Source organism: Corynebacterium liangguodongii (assembly GCF_003070865.1).
GTDB classification, from domain to species: Bacteria; Actinomycetota; Actinomycetes; order Mycobacteriales; family Mycobacteriaceae; genus Corynebacterium; species Corynebacterium liangguodongii.
The window spans coordinates 2,255,709-2,274,430 of record NZ_CP026948.1; the positions used below are offsets into that span (position 1 = coordinate 2,255,709).

The window sequence follows — 18,722 nt, forward strand, 5'->3', positions numbered from 1 at the left end:
GTGGACGCGTGCACCCCTTTTGTTGTGGGGGTTTTTGTGTGTATTGGTGTATTAGTACCAGTCACCTCCGACAGTTGCCTGTCTTCCAGATCTGGCCTATCAACCCCATCGTCTGTGGGGAACCTCGAGCGAAACCTCATCTTAAAACAGGCTTCCCGCTTAGATGCTTTCAGCGGTTATCCCTCCCGTACGTAGCCAACCAGCCATGCTCCTGGCGGAACAACTGGCACACCAGAGGTACGTCCGTCCCGGTCCTCTCGTACTAGGGACAGCCTTTTTCAAGTTTCTGCGCGCGCGGCGGATAGAGACCGAACTGTCTCACGACGTTCTGAACCCAGCTCGCGTGCCGCTTTAATGGGCGAACAGCCCAACCCTTGGGACCTACTCCAGCCCCAGGATGCGACGAGCCGACATCGAGGTGCCAAACCATCCCGTCGATATGGACTCTTGGGGAAGATCAGCCTGTTATCCCCGGGGTACCTTTTATCCGTTGAGCGACACCACTTCCACACGTTGGTGCCGGATCACTAGTCCCGACTTTCGTCCCTGCTCGACATGTTCGTCTCACAGTCAAGCTCCCTTGTGCACTTACACTCTAAAGACCTGATTGCCAACCAGGCTGAGGGAACCTTTGGGCGCCTCCGTTACTCTTTGGGAGGCAACCGCCCCAGTTAAACTACCCACCAGGCACTGTCCCCAACCCAGATCATGGGCCAAGGTTGAGGCCTCCACAACGGTCAGAGTGGTATTTCAACAACGACTCCACCACCACTAGCGTGACGGTTTCACAGTCTCCCACCTATCCTACACAAACCGCAGCGAAGACCAATACCAAGCTATAGTGAAGGTCCCGGGGTCTTTTCGTCCTGCCGCGCGAAACGAGCATCTTTACTCGTACTGCAATTTCACCGGGCCTGTGGTTGAGACAGCAGGGGAGTCGTTACGCCATTCGTGCAGGTCGGAACTTACCCGACAAGGAATTTCGCTACCTTAGGATGGTTATAGTTACCACCGCCGTTTACTGGGGCTTAAATTCTCCGCTTCGGGGCATACACCCCTAACAGGTCCTCTTAACCTTCCAGCACCGGGCAGGCGTCAGTCCGTATACATCAACATCACGTCTTCGCACGGACCTGTGTTTTTGATAAACAGTCGCTCCCCTCTATTCTCTGCGACCACCACCAGCAACCACCCGCACAGGGCAGCAACCAGCAATGGTCCCCCTTCTCCCGAAGTTACGGGGGTAATTTGCCGAGTTCCTTAACCACAGTTCACCCGACCGCCTTAGTATTCTCTACCTGACTACCTGTGTCGGTTTCGGGTACGGGCCGTATATAGACTCGCTAGAGGCTTTTCTCGACAGTCCAGGATCACTTACTTCACCCCCAACGGGGCTACGCATCACGCCTCACACATAGTGATCGCATGCATTTCACACACAATCGTGCCACACGCTTACACCACAATCCACTAAGCGGCTAAGCTACCTCACTGCGTCACCCCATCACTGTGCTACAACGATTCAGGCCCCACACCACACCACCGACAACCCCCACCAAAGATGGGGGCATAAGACAGTGATGCGGCACGGTTAGTATCACCGCGTCACACTTGGGCGCCTACACACGGGTACGGGAATATCAACCCGTTGACCATCGACTACGCCTGTCGGCCTCGCCTTAGGACCCGACTCACCCTGGGAAGACGAACTTGACCCAGGAACCCTTAGTCATCCGGCGGATAAGATTCTCACTTACCACTCGTTACTCATGCCTGCATTCTCACTCGCACACAGTCCACAACCCCTCACGGTACTGCTTCACCCCATGCACGACGCTCCCCTACCCATAGAACACTATGCCGCGGCTTCGGCGGTGTACTTGAGCCCCACTACATTGTCGGCGCGGAACCACTCGACCAGTGAGCTATTACGCACTCTTTCAAGGATGGCTGCTTCTAAGCCAACCTCCTGGCTGTCTTCGCGATCCCACATCCTTTTCCACTTAGTACACCCTTAGGGGCCTTAACCGGCGATCTGGGCTGTTTCCCTCTCGACTATGAAGCTTATCCCCCACAGTCTCACTGCTATAGACCACTTCACCGGCATTCGGAGTTTGGCTGACATTGCTAAGATGATAGTCCCGCTCAACCAACCAGTAGCTCTACCTCCGGCAAGCTGCTATAACGCTGCACCTAAATGCATTTCGGGGAGAACCAGCTATCACGGAGTTTGATTGGCCTTTCACCCCTACCCACAACTCATCCCCTCAGTTTTCAACCTAAGTGGGTTCGCGCCTCCACAACCTCTTACAGCTGCTTCACACTGGCCATGGGTAGATCACCCCGCTTCGGGTCCAGGACATGCCACTACACCACCCTCTTCGGATTCGCTTTCGCTACGACTACCCCACACAACGGGTTAACCTCGCGACATGCCGCTGACTCGCAGGCTCATTCTTCAAAAGGCACGCCATCACACACACGAGGTGCTCTGACGGATTGACAGCGCACGGTTTCAGGAACTATTTCACTCCCCTCCCGGGGTACTTTTCACCATTCCCTCACGGTACTATCCACTATCGGTCACACTGAGTATTTAGGCTTACCGGGTGGTCCCGGCAGATTCACAACAGATTCCACGAGCCCGCTGCTACTCGGGACACAACACACGAAGCAGCATCACGCGTTCACGTACAGGGGCTCTCACCCACTACGGCGCACCATCCCAAGTGACTTCCGCTCACGCAACACCACCACGCCCAAGGTCAGCAGCCCCCAGACAGTCATATCCCACAACCCCACACACGCAACCCCTGCCAGGTATCACACGCACATGGTTTAGCCTCATCCACGTTCGCTCGCCGCTACTAGCAGAATCATTATTATTTTCTTCTCCTACGGGTACTGAGATGTTTCACTTCCCCGCGTCACCCCCACACAAGCTATGAATTCACCTGCGGGTCACACCACACAACTGGTGCCAGGTTTCCCCATTCGGACATCCTCGGATCAACGCTCAATCGGCAACTCCCCGAGGCTTAACGCAGCCCTCCACGTCCTTCATCGGCTCAGCATGCCAAGGCATCCACCGTACGCCTTAAAAAACACACAAAAAAACACAAGAATAAAGATGCTCGCGTCCACTATACAGTTCTCACACACCACACCCACCCCCACACACGAGGGAAGGCTCACACAGAAACAACACCACGTGCTGCCCCAGACACCCAACAGCATGCCAACGCCTTCACAACCAAGTCCTGCATGCACGCAACCAACCATCAGCCACACACCACAACCACAACCCCCACACTAAAACAGGGGGGTGATGCGCATCCACCTGGAATTTTTTTCAAAAAAGGTGGCAGCAACACACACGGCCACTCAACCACCACACACCCACCAACCCACAGGGCCAGCAGATGACACAAAAAACAAACTCCTTAGAAAGGAGGTGATCCAGCCGCACCTTCCGGTACGGCTACCTTGTTACGACTTCGTCCCAATCGCCGATCCCACCTTCGACAGCTCCCTAACACGTTTAGGCCACTGGCTTCGGGTGTTACCAACTTTCATGACGTGACGGGCGGTGTGTACAAGGCCCGGGAACGTATTCACCGCAGCATTGCTGATCTGCGATTACTAGCGACTCCGACTTCATGGGGTCGAGTTGCAGACCCCAATCCGAACTACGACCGGCTTTCAGCGATTAGCCCCACCTCACAGTGTCGCACACGCGCTGTACCGGCCATTGTAGCATGTGTGAAGCCCTGGACATAAGGGGCATGATGATTTGACGTCATCCCCACCTTCCTCCGAGTTAACCCCGGCAGTCTCTCATGAGTCCCCACCATCACGTGCTGGCAACATAAGACAAGGGTTGCGCTCGTTGCGGGACTTAACCCAACATCTCACGACACGAGCTGACGACAACCATGCACCACCTGTACACCAGCCACAAGGGAAACCACATCTCTGCGGCGATCCAGTGTATGTCAAGCCCAGGTAAGGTTCTTCGCGTTGCATCGAATTAATCCACATGCTCCGCCGCTTGTGCGGGCCCCCGTCAATTCCTTTGAGTTTTAGCCTTGCGGCCGTACTCCCCAGGCGGGGCGCTTAATGCGTTAGCTACGGCACAAACCCCGTGGAAGGGACTCACACCTAGCGCCCACCGTTTACGGCATGGACTACCAGGGTATCTAATCCTGTTCGCTACCCATGCTTTCGCTCCTCAGCGTCAGTTACTGCCCAGAGACCTGCCTTCGCCATCGGTGTTCCTCCTGATATCTGCGCATTTCACCGCTACACCAGGAATTCCAGTCTCCCCTACAGCACTCAAGTTATGCCCGTATCGCCTGCAGTCCCACAGTTAAGCCATGGACTTACACAAACGACGCGACAAACCACCTACGAGCTCTTTACGCCCAGTAATTCCGGACAACGCTCGCACCCTACGTATTACCGCGGCTGCTGGCACGTAGTTAGCCGGTGCTTCTTCTCCAGGTACCGTCACATACGCTTCGTCCCTAGCGAAAGGAGTTTACAACCCGAAGGCCGTCATCCCCCACGCGGCGTCGCTGCATCAGGCTTGCGCCCATTGTGCAATATTCCCCACTGCTGCCTCCCGTAGGAGTCTGGGCCGTATCTCAGTCCCAATGTGGCCGTACACCCTCTCAGGCCGGCTACCCGTCGACGCCTTGGTAGGCCATTACCCCACCAACAAGCTGATAGGCCGCGAGCTCATCCCATACCGCAAAAGCTTTCCACCACCCCATCCAAAAAGTGGTCATATCCGGTATTAGACCCAGTTTCCCAAGCTTATCCCGAAGTACAGGGCAGATCACCCACGTGTTACTCACCCGTTCGCCACTCGAGTACCACAGCAAGCTGTGGCCTTTCCGTTCGACTTGCATGTGTTAAGCACGCCGCCAGCGTTCATCCTGAGCCAGGATCAAACTCTCCACAAAAACATTTCAGCAGAAACATCAGGCCGTGAAAAGCCCAACCCCAACCAAAAACCAACCCCACAACAACAACAACATCACAGGGAAGGCCAAACAATCTTTCCATTCACGCAGCCAACAATCAACCACGCACCACAACCACACACAAGTGCAGCCACAAGCAGCATCGCCATCAAAAGTTCACGACACCACCACCAGCACACACCACAACCCACACACAAAGCATGAGCACGCAGCCACAGCACGCAACCAACAATCAACCACGCACACACAAAACAAAAAAGTACATTGGCACACTATCGAGTTCTCACACAACACACGCACACCAGCACACAAGCCACAACACGGGCCCACACACCAGCAGCTTCCAGCGATCGTTTTCCTACCCGCCACACACCCACAACCAGTGAGCGGGGCGCTGTCGGTCTCGCTGACTCAGATAAACCTACACACCCCACCACACCAACACAAATCCCCAGCACACAAAGGGTTTCAAGCCCGGATAAGGGGCCTTTAAGCGGTGCTGGGCTTTGAGCCGAAGTAGTCGCTTCCCGTGCGCGCCCACGGTGTGCGACGACCGGTGAGCTCCGCCCAGGTAAGGGCTGCGACGATGACGGCACACAGGAGCGCAAAGCCACCGGAAAACCACGCGTATGCCGACACCGCCAGCTCGCCCGCGAGGGCGTCGCGCATCGGGTTTGCTGCGAAGATCCCCAGCGCGATACCCAGCCACATAGCCTCTCCCCCAGCCAGGGCCGTCACGAGCGAGACGCCAAGGCCGATCAACGTGCTAAGAGCCGTGACGCGGAGAACGAACATCGCAGTGACTTCGGCGGGTAGCCAACCGAGGAGAGAGAGCGCTGCGAGGCCAGCGCCGAAGATGGCGGCCATGAGCAGGCTGGCGGTCACGGCTGTCGTCGCCACGACGCGAAGCATCGCTCGGCGGGTGAGCCCGAACGACGCCCAGGCAATCCTGCCGTTTGCGAGCACGCCAGCTAGCCCCATCCAGAAGACAAAAGGTACGACAGCGTGCATCCCGGCTTTTGCCCACTCCCATGGAACCGTATAAGCGAGTGCCTCCACGACGGCGCTCGCCGCTCCGGTTGCCGCCACCACGATCAAGGCTCGTCGCCCGAGCACCCGCCACGCGAAGCCGCCGTGGCTCCCGCCGAGCCGGGTAGCCGCCCGGGCATACGCCGGGCGCGTGAGCGAGGTCAGCTCGCTCACGATGAGCACCACCCCCATCGCTAGCGCCACGCCGGCGCCCGCCAAGCCAGGTATGCCGTGGCCGAGGAGGAGGTAGCCGGCCACGAGTAGCGCCACGGGTACCACCGTGAGCGCGCGGTGGGACACCGTTCGACTCGCATTCATGCCGAAGGCACGGTACTCACCCTCGGTGGGAGCGATGGCCTGGATCAGCATCGGGACCGCGATGAATGCAGCCACAGCGGGCCCCCACACCGGGAAGACGACAGGGAAGATCGCCGCTAGCAGGGTGCCGCCGCACAACGTGAGGACGCGGTAGATAGCCCGCGGAGCTCCGCCCGAGAGAAACTGCAGCTTCCACAGCCGCCAAGACGAGGAAAGGTGGGTCATTCTAGCTCGCCTCCAGCATGGCGCCGATGACGTCGTCAAGATCGGCGGTGTCCTTGCGCACCACACCCACGCCCGCGGCGGCGCTGCGGGGCACGAGCGCGCGCTGGAGCCCCGCCGAGCCGCGCAGGTCGAGCGCTTCGTCGATGCGGGGTAGGGCGGGCGCTGAGAGGACGACGTATTCGTCGGCCACGTCGGCGGCGTTGCAGTGGCGCGCGATTCGGCCGTCGCGGCCCAAGATCAGGAAGGAATCGAGCACCTTCGCCGATTCGTGGACGTGGTGCGTGGCCACGATGAACGTCCGGCCGGACTCGCCCATGGCCAGCAGGTGCTCGTAGAATACTCGGCGGTTGTGGGTATCAAGGCCGACGTAGGGTTCGTCGAGAAGCGTCAGCGGCGCGCAGGAAGCGAGCCCGACGACGATGCCGATCATCGCCTTTTGCCCGCGCGACATGAAGGAATAGCGGGTCTCGAGCGCGCCGGTGAGAGCGAAGTCGTCGACGAGGCTGCGCGCGCCGTCTTCGTCCCAGCGCGGATAACGCAACCCCGCCGCTTCCAGGATCGCCGCCCCGCTCCACGCCCCGGGGTAGGGGGTATCCACGCCGGTCAACGCCACGGCGTCCATGACGCGGGCGTTATCCCACGGTTGTTCACCGAAGACGCGCAGCTCGCCTGACGACGCCTTGATCTGCCCGCCGATGATCCCCAGCAGCGTCGACTTACCCACGCCGTTGCGCCCGAGCAAACCGTGGATCCCGCCCGCCTCAAGGTCGAGATCGACGCCTGTGAGCACGTCTTTCTTCCGGTAGCTCTTCGTGAGGTTTCTGGCTGTGATCATTGGTACATTCCCCTGCTTTCTGCGACTCGGTTGATCAGGTCGTGGAGCGCCTGGCGGCTAAAGCCGAGGCGCACCGCTTCGTCGATCATCGGGGCGACACATTCGCCGGCGAAGTTGCGGCGGCGCTCGCCCACGATGGTCTCCCTGGCGTTTTCGGTGACGAACATGCCCACCCCGCGGCGCTTCTCCAACACCCCGGCGTCGACAAGCAATGCGAGGCCCTTGCGCGCGGTCGCCGGGTTGATCTCGTGGAAGGCGGCGAGCTCGTTGGTCGATGGAGCGCGCTGTCCGGGCCGAAGCGAACCATCCACGATGAGGTCCTGGATGAAGCGCGAGACCTGGATGAACAGCGGCTCGACGTCTGCGTTCATGCCTCCCCTTTCGTCTGGCGGCTAGTTGGTTAGTTAGCCGTGTAACTAACCATACAACCGGGGGAACGAATGGTCAACGCCATGCGTTGTAGGGAGAGAACCGGACGCCAATCGCTTCCTCCCCAGGTCAACGCCCCCGAGCGTGACTGATGGGGCGGTGATAAGGCAGACTGGTTGGTGTAAACGAAAATTAGAACCACAGAATCGGAATTTAGGAGCCATGCTTGAACGCACACTCGTGTTCGTCGATACCTCATACCTGCTCGCGAGTTTCTACAACTCGTGGGAGATTGGGGCCCGCGCACAGTTAGAAATTGACCTCCCCGAGGTCGTCGCATCCCTCGGGGCCATGATCACCCACCAACTCCACCAACCCATCCACCGCCAGTACTGGTACGACGGGATCCCCGACTCGGGCCCCCACCGCTACCAGCGGGCACTGCGCACCTGCGACGGTGTGCAGCTACGCACCGGGCAGCTCATCGAGTGGGGTGAGCGCCGCACCCAGAAAGGGGTGGACACGCGCCTCGTTGCGGACCTCGTCGTCAACGCCACGCGCGGGCAGTTCACCGACTTCGTCCTCGTCTCCGGAGACGCCGACATGATCCCCGGGGTCGAAGAGGCAAGCAACCGCGGCATCCTCGTCCACCTCTACGGCTTCGGCTGGGATTCGATGTCCTCCGCGCTGCGCCACGCCTGCGACACCACGACAATCCTCGACCCGCGCGAGGACTTCGCTGACGCGATGCAGCTCCAGGTCCTGGAGGGCCCTTTCCCGCCCGTCTTCCGCGAGCGCCCGATCGGGGACGCAGAGCCGCTCGATGGCGACCAGGGGCCCACGACGGTTCCCGGGCTCGGCAGCGAACCGCTCCAGGCACAGGAGGAATCGGACCCCGCCGCAGATAGCCCCTCGGGCCAGCCCGAGAAGGGCCACGAGGCGGGGCCGAGCGAGCCCGCACCCGCAGGCCAGCCCGCCCAGCCCCAGGCGGCCGGCCGCAAGGACCACGCAAGGGGTCAGGCGGAGGGGCAGCGAGATGACCAGTGCGACGAGCCTTCGGAGGCCGAGGTGGAGGCGACCAACGTCGCCAACAAGGCCGGGGGACGTCACCGCGGGGCACCGTCGCCGCTCGACCTGGCCGATACCAAGCCGGCCCCGAAGCCGTCGATGATGGCGCCGCGGCGCAAGCTGCGCTCGCGCTACGTGCCGCTGCCCGAAGAGGTCTGGACCTCGGCCGGGTTCCAAACGCCGTTTGACGTCGGCCAGCAGTACGCGACGTGGTGGTACGACAACGCCGCCTCCACCGAGCAGCGCGATAAGGCCCACATGCTCTCCGGCGGCGGGTTGCCGCCGGAGATCGACCGGCCGCTGCTGCAGTTCGCTTGCGAGACCCTCCACGAATACACGCTCAGCGAGAGTCAGCGCGTGAACCTACGCGACGGTTTTCACTCGGGCATTCGCGGGGTGCTCATCAACATCCACCGGCGCTAGGCAGGCTCCCCCTCGGGGCCTATTTCTCCTCGGCCGCCGTTGGCGCGTCGGCCTCGGGAGCCTCGGGGGCTTCGGTGAGCTCACCGGCTGGGGCGGCCTTGCCCATCGAGGCGCGGATCTCCGCGAGCCGGCTCGATGCGGCGACGTCGGTACCAGCGGACTCGATCTCGGAGATCCGGTCCGTCATGGAACCCTTCGCCAGCTCCTGGGCGCCGAGGGCGTGGGCGTAGCGGCGTTCGATCTTATCGCGCACCCCATCGAGGGTGGGCACGTCGTCGCTACCGCCGAACTGGTTGAGGGTATCCATCGTCGCCGCGGTCTGCTCCTGCATCTTCGCCTGGTCGAGCTGCGACTCTAGCTCGTTGACCTGGCCGAGCTGCTCGTGGAGCTTGGCCTCGGATTCCTTCTGCTTCTGGCTCGCCTGTTCCGCCGCCTGCTCGGCCGAGGCCAGGGCCTGCTTCGTCTGCTCGAGCTCCTGCTCGACGGAGACAAGCTGGGAGGCGATGACCTCGGCGGTGGAGTTGAACTGCTGCGCCTTCTCCGCATCATTCTCGGCGCTCGCGGCGTCGGCCGCCTGGAGCGCGGTGCGGGCCTTGTCCTGCAGGTCCTCCTGAGACGCCAACAGGCGATCGAGCTTCATCCGCAGCTGATTGCGGTTGCCGATGATGGTGGCGGCCTGCTGGCTAAGCTCGGCGTGCCGCTGCTTGGCACCGGCAACGGCCTGCTGGATCTGCACCTTCGGGTCGGCGTTTTCCTCAATCTTGGAGTCGAAAGACTGCATGAGGTATTTCCAGCCCTTGGTAAACGGGTTCGCCATGGCGTATAAAGTCCTTTCATCGGGGGTGTGACTGAGGCCGAGCTTACTGAAAAATCCCGCGCCGCCTCCCCCCGGATGTGGCTAGGCCGGGGGAGGCGGCGCGGGATCCCGATGTCGGTGCGGGGCGTGCCTTATTCACCGTTTTGCTCTGCGTTTTGCTCTGCGAGCTGGCGGCGCACATCGTCCATGTCGAGCGCCTTGATCTGGCCGATCACATCCTCGAACGCGGCGGGCGGCATGGCACCGGACTGGCGGAAGACCATGATGCCATCGCGAAACGCCATCAGCGTCGGGATGGCCTGGATCTCGAGCGCGGCGGAGACCTGCGGGTTTTCCTCGGTGTCGAGCTTGGCAAACGTGACGTCCGGGTGCTCCTCGGACGCCTTTTCAAACGTCGGAGCGAAGGCCTTGCAGGGCCCGCACCACTGCGCCCATGCGTCAACAATAACGGTGCCCTCGGCGGTGACGGTGCTCTCAAACGTGTCTTCAGTGACGTTGATGGTTGCCATTGAGAAAAACTCCCCGGGTATCTTGTCGTAAACGATTGTCACGCCCGGGCGTAGGTCGGCCCCACGCCCGGTACTCGTCTTGTTCCAACCAACCCGCCCGCACCCCTATTCCCTGGCCCGTCCGGGGACCGTCGCCGGCGTCTAGTATGGCGGTGGCGAAGCGAAGCTCGCCGCAGCTCACGGGGACTGTAGAGAGTCCCAAAAACACAGCACAACACAGCGGAAAGGACATCCCCATGGCAGTGCGCCAATTTAGCGTCGAGGGCATGACGTGTACCCACTGCGAGGCCAGCGTCGCCGAAGAGGTCGGGGCCATCGCCGGAGTCGAGGACGTTGCGGTGGACCACACCACGGGTCGCCTCGAGGTCACCGGCGAAGGCTTCAGCGCGGAGGAAGTGGAAAAGGCCGTCCACGAGGCCGGATACCGCCTCACCTAAGGGCCGCTCCATACCCCCATGGGGTATACTGGCGCCATGACTTCCCCGACCGTACCCGGGCCCGCCGGACCCACGAATATCGCGCACGTCGAGCTTGGGATCACAGGCATGACGTGTACGTCGTGCTCCTCGCGCATCGAACGCAAGCTCAACAAGCTCGACCACGTGCGCGCGACGGTGAACTTCTCCACCGAGACAGCCTCGATCGACTTCGATCCGGAGCTCACCGAGACCGCGCGGCTCATCGAGACCGTCCGCGGCGCCGGCTACGACGCGTTTGTGCTCTCCGGGGCGGGCCACGCGGCGTCGTCACGCGAGCCGCGCGAGTCGAGCCCGCTTGACGACGCCCGGGAGCGCGCCACCGCGCACCTCGGCCGCACCGCCGCATGGTGCGCCGCGATCACGGTACCCGTCGCCGCGGTGTCCATGATCCACGCCCTGCACTTCCCCAACTGGCAGTGGGCCGCGCTCGCCGCCGCTACCCTGGTGTACTTCGCCGGCGGGGCGACCTTCCACACCGCCGCGCTGCAAAACCTGCGCCACGGGGCAGCCACCATGGACACGCTCATCAGCCTCGGCACCACGGCCGCCTACCTGTGGTCCCTCTGGGCCCTCTTCCTCGGCCCCCCGGGAGAGCCGATCTACCTCGAGACCGTCTGCGTGGTCATCACCCTTCTCCTCACCGGGCGCTGGTTTGAACACCGCGCAAAGGGGGAATCCTCCAAGGCGCTGCGCGAACTCATCGACCTCGGGGCCAAAGAAGCAACGCTGCTCAGAGACGGCACAGAAGCCCGCATCCCCGCGGCCCGCCTCGCGGTCGGCGACCAGTTCGTCGTCCGCCCCGGCGAGAAGATCGCCACCGACGGCGAGGTCTGCGCGGGAACCTCGGCGGTCGACGCCTCGATGCTCACCGGCGAGACCGTCCCCGTGGAGGTGGCGCCGGGGTCCCAGGTCACCGGCGCGACGCTCAACACCTCCGGTCGCCTTGTCGTGCGCGCCACCCGCGTCGGCGAGGACACGGTGCTTAGCCAGATCGCTCGCCTCGTCACCCAAGCCCAGGCGGGCAAGGCACCCGTCGAGAGGCTCGTGGACCGCATCACCAGGGTCTTCGTCCCCGTGGTCATCGCCGTCTCCCTCGTCTCCCTCGCCGGCCACCTCCTCGCCGGCAACGGCGCCGAAGCGTCCTTCCGCGCGGCGGTGGCCGTGCTCATCATCGCCTGCCCGTGCGCGCTCGGGCTTGCCACCCCGATGGCCATCCTCGTCGGCACCGGCCGGGGCGCGCAGCTCGGGCTCCTTATCAAGGGCCCTGAGGTGCTCGAATCGACCCGCCAGGTCGACACCGTGGTGCTGGATAAAACGGGCACCCTGACCACCGGCGAGATGCGGGTAGCAGACATCCACCCCGCGCCCGGCTGGGACCGCGACGAGGTCCTCGCCGTGGCCGCAGCCGCGGAGTCCGGCTCGGAGCACCCCATCGCCCGCGCGATTGTCAGCGCCGCACCCTCCCACCCCGAGGCGAGCGAGTTTTCCAGCACCGCCGGCCTCGGCGTCACCGCGCGCGTGGACAACCGCGAGGTCACGGTGGGCCGGCCGCGCAAGGCCGCCGCCGGCCTCGGAGAGCTCGAGGCAGCATACAAGGCCGCCGAAGAATCCGGCTCCACGCCCGTCGCCGTCGGCGTCGATGGGGCACTCGCCGGGATCATCACCGTGAGCGATACGCTCAAAGCCAGCTCCGCAGAGGCGGTGGAGAGGTTGCGCGGCCTGGGCCTGCGCCCCTACCTGCTCACCGGAGACAACCCCGGCGCGGCGAGCGCCGTGGCGGCTGCGGTGGGCATCGACGCCCCCGACGTCACCGCCGGCGTCCTGCCCGCGGGCAAGGTCGAAGCGATCGAGCTCCTGCAAGGCGAGGGGAGGCGCGTCGCGATGATCGGCGACGGCGTCAACGACGCCGCCGCGCTCGCCGCCGCCGACCTCGGCATCGCGGTGCGCACGGGCGCGGACGCGGCAATCGAGGCCTCCGACATCACGCTCATGGGCGAATCAATCACCTCCGTCGCCGACGCGATCAGCCTCTCCCGCCGCACTCTGCGCACGATCAAGGGCAACCTGTTTTGGGCCTTCGCCTATAACGTCGTGCTCATCCCCATCGCCGCGCTCGGGCTGCTCAACCCGATGCTGGCGGGCGCGGCCATGGCCTTTTCCTCGGTCTTCGTCGTCGCAAACTCGCTGCGCCTGAGGGGCTTTCGCCCCGCATAAAATGCTCCTGCCGCGCGGCCGAGCGGGTGTAGCATTTCGCACTGTGACATCGAATTCTCACCTTCCTCACACTCCGCAGGCAGTCGGTGCCGCCGCGGCCGCGCCGACCCGCACGCAGCGGCTCGACGCACTCCCGGTCACATCCAAGCACCGCCGCCTGCTTATCGGCTCAGGGATCGGCTGGGCGCTCGACGCCATGGACATCGGCCTGGTCTCTTTCATCATCGCCGCGCTCGCCGTGCACTGGGAGCTGGATAAGTCGACGACCTCCTGGATCGCCTCGGTGGGCTTTATCGGGATGGCCATCGGGGCGTCGCTAAGCGGGCTGCTCGCCGACCGGATCGGGCGCCGCCAGGTCTTCGCCGCCACCCTGCTCATCTACGGCGTTGCCACGGGCGCTTCCGCGCTGGCGACCTCGGTCGGGGCGCTCATGGTCTTCCGCTTCATCGTCGGCCTCGGCCTCGGCGGGGAGCTTCCCGTCGCCTCGACGCTGGTCAGCGAGTTCTCTCCGCGGCGTGTCCGGGGGCGCATGGTCGTGATCCTCGAGGCCTTCTGGGCGCTCGGTTGGATCGCCGCCGCCGCCATCGGCACCTTCATCGTCGCCCAGAGCGACGCTGGCTGGCGCTGGGGACTCGTACTCGGCGCCGTCCCCGCCGTCTACGCCATCGTCGTGCGCCTCGGGCTGCCCGAATCCGTGCGCTTCCTCGAATCCAAGGGCCGCCACGACGAAGCCGAGGCGATCGTCGCCTCCTTCGAAGCCGCGGCCGGTAACGCCCTCGGCGGCGAGCGCGGGAATACCCCGACCGGGCCGGAGGCCGCGCCCGAGCACACCGAAGGAGGCATCTGGGGACGGGCGCTGAGGCAGCGCACGCTGGCGTTTTGGGCCGTGTGGTTCTGCGTCTCCCTCGCCTACTACGGCGCCTTCATCTGGATCCCCTCGCTGCTCGTCTCCCAGGGCTATACCTTGGTGAAGTCCTTCACCTTCACCCTCATCATCACCCTCGCGCAGCTGCCGGGCTACGCGGCGGCGGCGTGGCTCATCGAGCCGTGGGGGCGCCGCAGGACGCTCTTTGTGTTCCTCGCCGGCTCCGCCTTAGGGGCGGTGGCCTACGGGTTGTCCGCGGCCGAGTGGCAGATCATCGCGGCCGGATGCCTGCTATCGTTTTTCAACCTCGGGGCGTGGGGCGCGCTCTACGCCATCGGCCCCGAGCTCTACCCGACGCACGTCAGGGCCACCGGCACGGGCGCCGGGGCCACCTTCGGGCGGATCGGCTCCATCATCGCCCCGCTCATCGTTCCGCCCGTGCTCGCCTTCGGCGGCCAGGTCGCCGTGTTCGGGGTCTTCGCCGCCGCCTTCGCCCTGGCCTGCGCCGCGGCGCTGGCGCTGCCCGAGCAGAAAGGCAAGGCGCTGGACTAGCCGCGGGCCATGTTGACGAAGCGCGAGTAGTGCAGCTGGTGGGCCACCGGAATGGTGTCGATCGGCCCGCCGCGGTGCTTGGCCACGATGATGTCGGCTTCCCCGGCGCGTTCGTCGTCGCGATCCTGCGAATCCGGGCGGTAGAGCAAGAACACCATGTCCGCATCCTGCTCGAGCGAACCGGACTCGCGGAGGTCAGCTAGCTGCGGCTTCTTATCCGTGCGCGCCTCGGGGCCACGGTTGAGCTGGGAAATCGCGATCACCGGGACCTCGAGCTCCTTTGCAAGCAGCTTGAGCTGGCGCGAGAACTCGGAGACCTCCTGCTGGCGAGATTCGACCTTGCGCCCCGAGCTCATAAGCTGCAGGTAATCGAGCACGATGAGGTCGAGGCCGTGCTGTTGCTTGATCTTGCGCGCCTTTGTACGAATCTCCATCATCGTCAGGTTCGGGGAGTCGTCGATAAAAAGCGGCGCGTCCTGGATCTCCGTGAGACGCGAGGTGAGCTTTTCCCAGTCCGCCTCCTCCATCTGCCCGGCGCGCATCGCCGAGAGCTTGATCTCCGTCTCCGCGGAGAGCATGCGCATGATGATCTCCGAGGCGCTCATCTCCAGGGAGAAGATCACGGAGGTCTTCCCGTGGTTGATCGAACACGACCGCATGAAATCCAGCGCCAGTGTCGACTTACCCACGCCAGGGCGCGCCGCGATGATGATCATCTGCCCGGCGTGCAGGCCGTTCGTGAGGTTGTCGAGGTCGATAAAGCCCGTCGGCACACCCTGCTCGAGCGCGCCCCCGCTGGCTATCGCGGTGAGCTCATCGATAGTGGGCTTGAGCAGATCCGAGAGCACCCGGTAGTCATCCGAGGCGCGCTTCTTGTCTACCTTGAGAATCTCTTGCTGGGCGAGGTCGACGAGCGCCTCGACCTCCATGCCGTCCTCGCCCTCGTAGCCAAGCTGGACGACGTTGGTTCCTGCGTTGACAAGCTTGCGCATGAGCGACTTCTCGCTGACGATCTGGGCGTAGTAGCGGGCGTTCGCCGCCGTCGGCACCTCCGAGATCAGCGTGTGCAGGTAGGGCGCCCCGCCTACCGACTCGAGCTGGCCAAGGCGGTCGAGCCTGCCCGCGACGATCAGGACGTCAATATGGGAGCCATCGGAGTACAGCTCGATGATCGCGCGGAAGATCCTCTGGTGCGCGGGGTAGTAGAAATCGCCGTCATCGAGCTGGTCGATGACGTCGATGACCGTGTCCGGGCTCAGCAGCATCGCGCCGATCACGCCGCGCTCCGCCCGCTCGTCGTGGGGCGGCGTGCGGTACTCCCGAAGGTCTCCCCGCGCGCCGTTGACGTTCGACCGCGTGCTCCCCCCTGCGCCGCGGCCACCCCCGAAGTCATCGAGGGGTTCCGGCGGCAGGGGGTAGTCTTCCGCGTCGTCGAAGCTCGCGGCCTCGTTTCCACCTGCCATCGCACACCCTCCCGTCTCTGCCCGCACTGGGCGCTGCCCGGCCTCCTCCGGCCGGCGTTGCGCTGACGATTCTAGCCCCGCGGCCCCGCCGTGGAGGCATCGGCCGAAAGGCTATCCACAGGGGCTGTGGACAACCCTGTCAAAGCGCGACGCGTTGTACCCACCGCACCCGCCCGTGCTGTGGACAACGTGTGGATAACCCCCCTGCGCGGCCCGCGCGGTCAGCACATACACCCAGCTAGACGCTGTTATATTCACGGTCGGCCCGGGCGCAGGGGCGGTGAATAAATCGGCTACCAGCCGGTTTGACTCCGGCCCCCGCGGGCGCTAGTAAAGCCGCTGCGGCGCGGGGGAGACGTCGCCAAGCAAGGGCTTATCCACAACCGTTCCCACAGGTGATGAAAACCTTATCCCCCCTCAACGCACCGCGGGGTAGCATGTGGGCCGTGTTTATTGACCAGGCCCGCCTCGCCGAGGAGCCAACCGGCTACCTCGCCGACCTGCCTGCCGTGCGCTCGCTCGCCCGCAGCCCGCTGCGCCTTACCGCGCCGGTGACGATCTTTACTGGCGGCAACGGCGCCGGCAAGTCCACGCTCGTCGAGGCCCTCGCCGTGGCCAGCCACGCCAACCCCGAAGGGGGCTCGCGCAACGCGCGGTTCGAAACCGCACCACTGTCGGTCTCCTCGCTGTGGCGCAGCCTCACCCTCACCCGCTCGCACAACCCGCGAGACGTGTTCTTTCTCCGCGGGGAGACCTACGCTGCGCTGGCCGACTACTACGAGAGCATCACCGATCCCCAGCTCGGCTCGCTCCACCAGCTCAGCCACGGCGAAGGCCTCCGTCGCCTCATCGGGCGCCGCTTTTCCCCCGCCTGCTTGCTCTTCCTCGACGAGCCCGAGGACGGCCTGTCCTCCTTCGCGCAGCTCGAGCTCCTGGGCACGCTCTGGCACCTCGCCGACGCCGGCGCACAGGTGATCATGGCAACCCACTCGCCGATTCTGGCCGGCATCCCCGGGGCCCAGCTGCTCCACGTCGACGACGACGGGATCCGCCCGGTCGCCTTCGCGGACTGCGACCCGGTGGAGGGCTTTTCCGAGTTCATCTCCGATCCCGCCGGCACGGTCCGGTACCTTACCGCGCCGTGATGTATATCAGGGCGCTGCGCGCGCAGGAGAACCCCCGGGCGGAACCGTGGGTTTTCGACGTCGCGGCCGTCTCCCACCTACTCGAGCGCGGGGAGATCGACCTTTCCCACCCGGCCACCATCTTCACCGGGGACAACGGGGTTGGGAAATCAACGCTGATTGAGGCAATCGCCAGAGGCTACGGCTTTAGCACCGCCGGTGGCACGTGGGGCGTGTCTAGGGCCGGAGCCCCCGACGCGCTATACGAGGCTGCCTTCGTCGCCGAAACGCCGCGCGCGAAGCAGGGCTACTTCTTGCGTGCCGACGCCCACTTTGCCCAGGCAACCAGCCTCGGCGCCCACGAGCTGCTCGCGGGAAACCTCCACCACCGCTCCCATGGCGAATCCGTCCTCGCCATCGTCGACACCTTCGTCTCCGACGGGCTCTACATCCTCGACGAACCCGAATCCGGGCTCTCCGCCGTAAGCCAAATGGCGCTGATGGCGATCCTGCACCGGCTCGCCCGCGACGGCGCGCAAATCATCATGGCAACCCACTCGCCAATCCTCCTGGGCCTGCCGGAGGCCCACATCATTGAGATCACGCGTGAGGCCATGACCTGCGGGATGGGCCTGGAGGAGACGACGGCCTTTCGGGCCATGCGCGATTTCCTCGACGACCCGGTAGCGGTCGCCGAGTTCATGATCGACGTCACCCGCCCCTAGCGGTTTGTGGCAGTGCCGCGCGAGACCAGCCACGCACCGGAGATGAAGGACGCGGCGGGAGTGTTGTTGAAGTTCGAGGCCATGGCGCAACCTTTGCACAGCGCCGGGGCCGCCGCAGGAAAAGGTGATGGGCCCCACTCCTCACAAGTGGGGCCCATCACCGGGATGCTGTTGTCGCTGGACCGCGGCTGTTCACGCGGTCGTCGTCAAGCGGCGAGTTACGCGCCGACGACCTTGAAGTTCACCTTGCCCTCCACGGCGTCGTGGAGGTTCACCTTGACCTGGTAGCCACCGGTCTTGGTCACGAGACCCTTCGGCACATTGATGCGGCGCTTGTCCAGGGTCGGGCCGCCGGCGGCCTTGACCGCGTCGGCGATGTCGCCCGCCTGCACGGAGCCGAAGAGCTTGCCGTTGGATGCGGTGCGGACCTTCACCTCGACGCCAGTGAGCTGGTCAAGCTGGTCGCGCAGCTCGCGGGCGTGGTCGAGGTCGCGGACCTGGCGCTCGGCCTGGGCACGCTTGATGTTTTCGATCTGCTTCTCTGCGCCGCGGGTGGCCACGATGGCGAGCCCGCGCGGGAGCAGGAGGTTGCGGCCGTAGCCATCCTTGACTTCGACGATGTCGCCGGGCTCGCCAAGGTTGTCAACGGCAGCGGTGAGGATCAGCTTCATGAATCCTAACCTTCCTAGTGTTGAACTGAAGTTGGACGTAGTGGGGGG

Annotated in this window: 13 protein-coding genes and 2 rRNA genes; 6 read left to right on the forward strand and 9 right to left on the reverse strand. The window is 63.9% G+C overall.

What is annotated here, in order from left to right; all coding sequences use genetic code 11:
- Positions 1–32: 32 nt before the first annotated feature.
- The 5 genes from C3E79_RS10730 to C3E79_RS10750 all read right to left on the reverse strand — a co-directional run bounded on the left by C3E79_RS10730 (position 33) and on the right by C3E79_RS10750 (position 7,766).
- Positions 33–3,112 (reverse strand): 23S ribosomal RNA (locus C3E79_RS10730).
- Between the two features lie 335 nt (positions 3,113–3,447).
- A 16S ribosomal RNA gene (locus tag C3E79_RS10735) occupies positions 3,448–4,967 on the reverse strand.
- Together the 16S and 23S rRNA genes form the textbook arrangement of a ribosomal RNA operon.
- Before the next feature lie 510 nt (positions 4,968–5,477).
- Positions 5,478–6,560 carry a hypothetical protein gene (locus C3E79_RS10740; protein ID WP_108404895.1) on the reverse strand — a complete coding sequence of 361 codons (1,083 nt, stop codon included), beginning with the start codon at positions 6,558–6,560 and terminating at the stop codon, positions 5,478–5,480.
- 1 nt (position 6,561) lies between these two features.
- On the reverse strand, positions 6,562–7,395 hold the full coding sequence (locus C3E79_RS10745; RefSeq protein WP_108404896.1) for an ATP-binding cassette domain-containing protein: 834 nt from the start codon (positions 7,393–7,395) through the stop codon (positions 6,562–6,564).
- Positions 7,392–7,766 (reverse strand): GntR family transcriptional regulator, encoded by a 375-nt coding sequence (locus C3E79_RS10750; RefSeq protein ID WP_108404897.1) that lies wholly within the window; start codon positions 7,764–7,766, stop codon positions 7,392–7,394. The genes C3E79_RS10745 and C3E79_RS10750 overlap by 4 nt, the downstream gene beginning before the upstream one ends.
- 220 nt (positions 7,767–7,986) lie before the next feature.
- On the opposite strand from C3E79_RS10750, the gene C3E79_RS10755 reads away from it, so the two are divergent.
- A complete protein-coding gene (locus C3E79_RS10755) occupies positions 7,987–9,255 on the forward strand; it encodes an NYN domain-containing protein (RefSeq protein ID WP_108404898.1) in 1,269 nt (422 codons plus the stop codon).
- 19 nt (positions 9,256–9,274) lie between these two features.
- Here the strand turns inward: C3E79_RS10755 and C3E79_RS10760 are convergent, their stop codons facing one another.
- Both C3E79_RS10760 and trxA read right to left on the reverse strand, forming a co-directional pair.
- Positions 9,275–10,072 (reverse strand): PspA/IM30 family protein, encoded by a 798-nt coding sequence (locus tag C3E79_RS10760; protein WP_108404899.1) that lies wholly within the window; start codon positions 10,070–10,072, stop codon positions 9,275–9,277.
- A 131-nt stretch (positions 10,073–10,203) separates the two neighbouring features.
- A complete protein-coding gene (gene trxA / locus C3E79_RS10765) occupies positions 10,204–10,581 on the reverse strand; it encodes a thioredoxin (protein ID WP_108404900.1) in 378 nt (125 codons plus the stop codon).
- A 236-nt stretch (positions 10,582–10,817) separates the two neighbouring features.
- Between trxA and C3E79_RS10770 the strand changes: the two genes are divergently transcribed.
- The 3 genes from C3E79_RS10770 (at position 10,818) to C3E79_RS10780 (ending at position 14,691) form a co-directional block, all read left to right on the forward strand.
- Positions 10,818–11,018 (forward strand): heavy-metal-associated domain-containing protein, encoded by a 201-nt coding sequence (locus tag C3E79_RS10770; RefSeq protein WP_108404901.1) that lies wholly within the window; start codon positions 10,818–10,820, stop codon positions 11,016–11,018.
- A 36-nt stretch (positions 11,019–11,054) separates the two neighbouring features.
- Positions 11,055–13,274 (forward strand): heavy metal translocating P-type ATPase, encoded by a 2,220-nt coding sequence (locus C3E79_RS10775; protein WP_108404902.1) that lies wholly within the window; start codon positions 11,055–11,057, stop codon positions 13,272–13,274.
- A 157-nt stretch (positions 13,275–13,431) separates the two neighbouring features.
- Complete coding sequence (locus C3E79_RS10780; RefSeq protein WP_235840669.1) at positions 13,432–14,691, forward strand: MFS transporter; 1,260 nt, start codon at positions 13,432–13,434, stop codon at positions 14,689–14,691.
- On the opposite strand, the gene dnaB is transcribed toward C3E79_RS10780, so the two are convergent.
- The gene (dnaB, locus tag C3E79_RS10785; RefSeq protein ID WP_108404904.1) at positions 14,688–16,154 is read right to left on the reverse strand and encodes a replicative DNA helicase; all 1,467 of its coding nucleotides are present in this window, start codon (positions 16,152–16,154) and stop codon (positions 14,688–14,690) included. The two genes, C3E79_RS10780 and dnaB, sit on opposite strands and share 4 nt — an antisense overlap.
- A gap of 437 nt (positions 16,155–16,591) precedes the next feature.
- Here dnaB and C3E79_RS10790 point away from each other — a divergent pair, with 437 nt between their 5' ends.
- Entirely contained in the window at positions 16,592–17,299 is a 708-nt protein-coding gene (locus C3E79_RS10790; RefSeq protein WP_179948347.1) for an AAA family ATPase, read from the forward strand.
- Entirely contained in the window at positions 17,299–18,003 is a 705-nt protein-coding gene (locus C3E79_RS10795; protein ID WP_108404905.1) for an AAA family ATPase, read from the forward strand. The genes C3E79_RS10790 and C3E79_RS10795 overlap by 1 nt, the downstream gene beginning before the upstream one ends.
- 218 nt (positions 18,004–18,221) lie before the next feature.
- Here C3E79_RS10795 and rplI read toward each other — a convergent pair whose 3' ends face one another.
- Entirely contained in the window at positions 18,222–18,674 is a 453-nt protein-coding gene (gene rplI / locus C3E79_RS10800) for a 50S ribosomal protein L9 (RefSeq protein WP_108404906.1), read from the reverse strand.
- Positions 18,675–18,722: the final 48 nt, after the last annotated feature.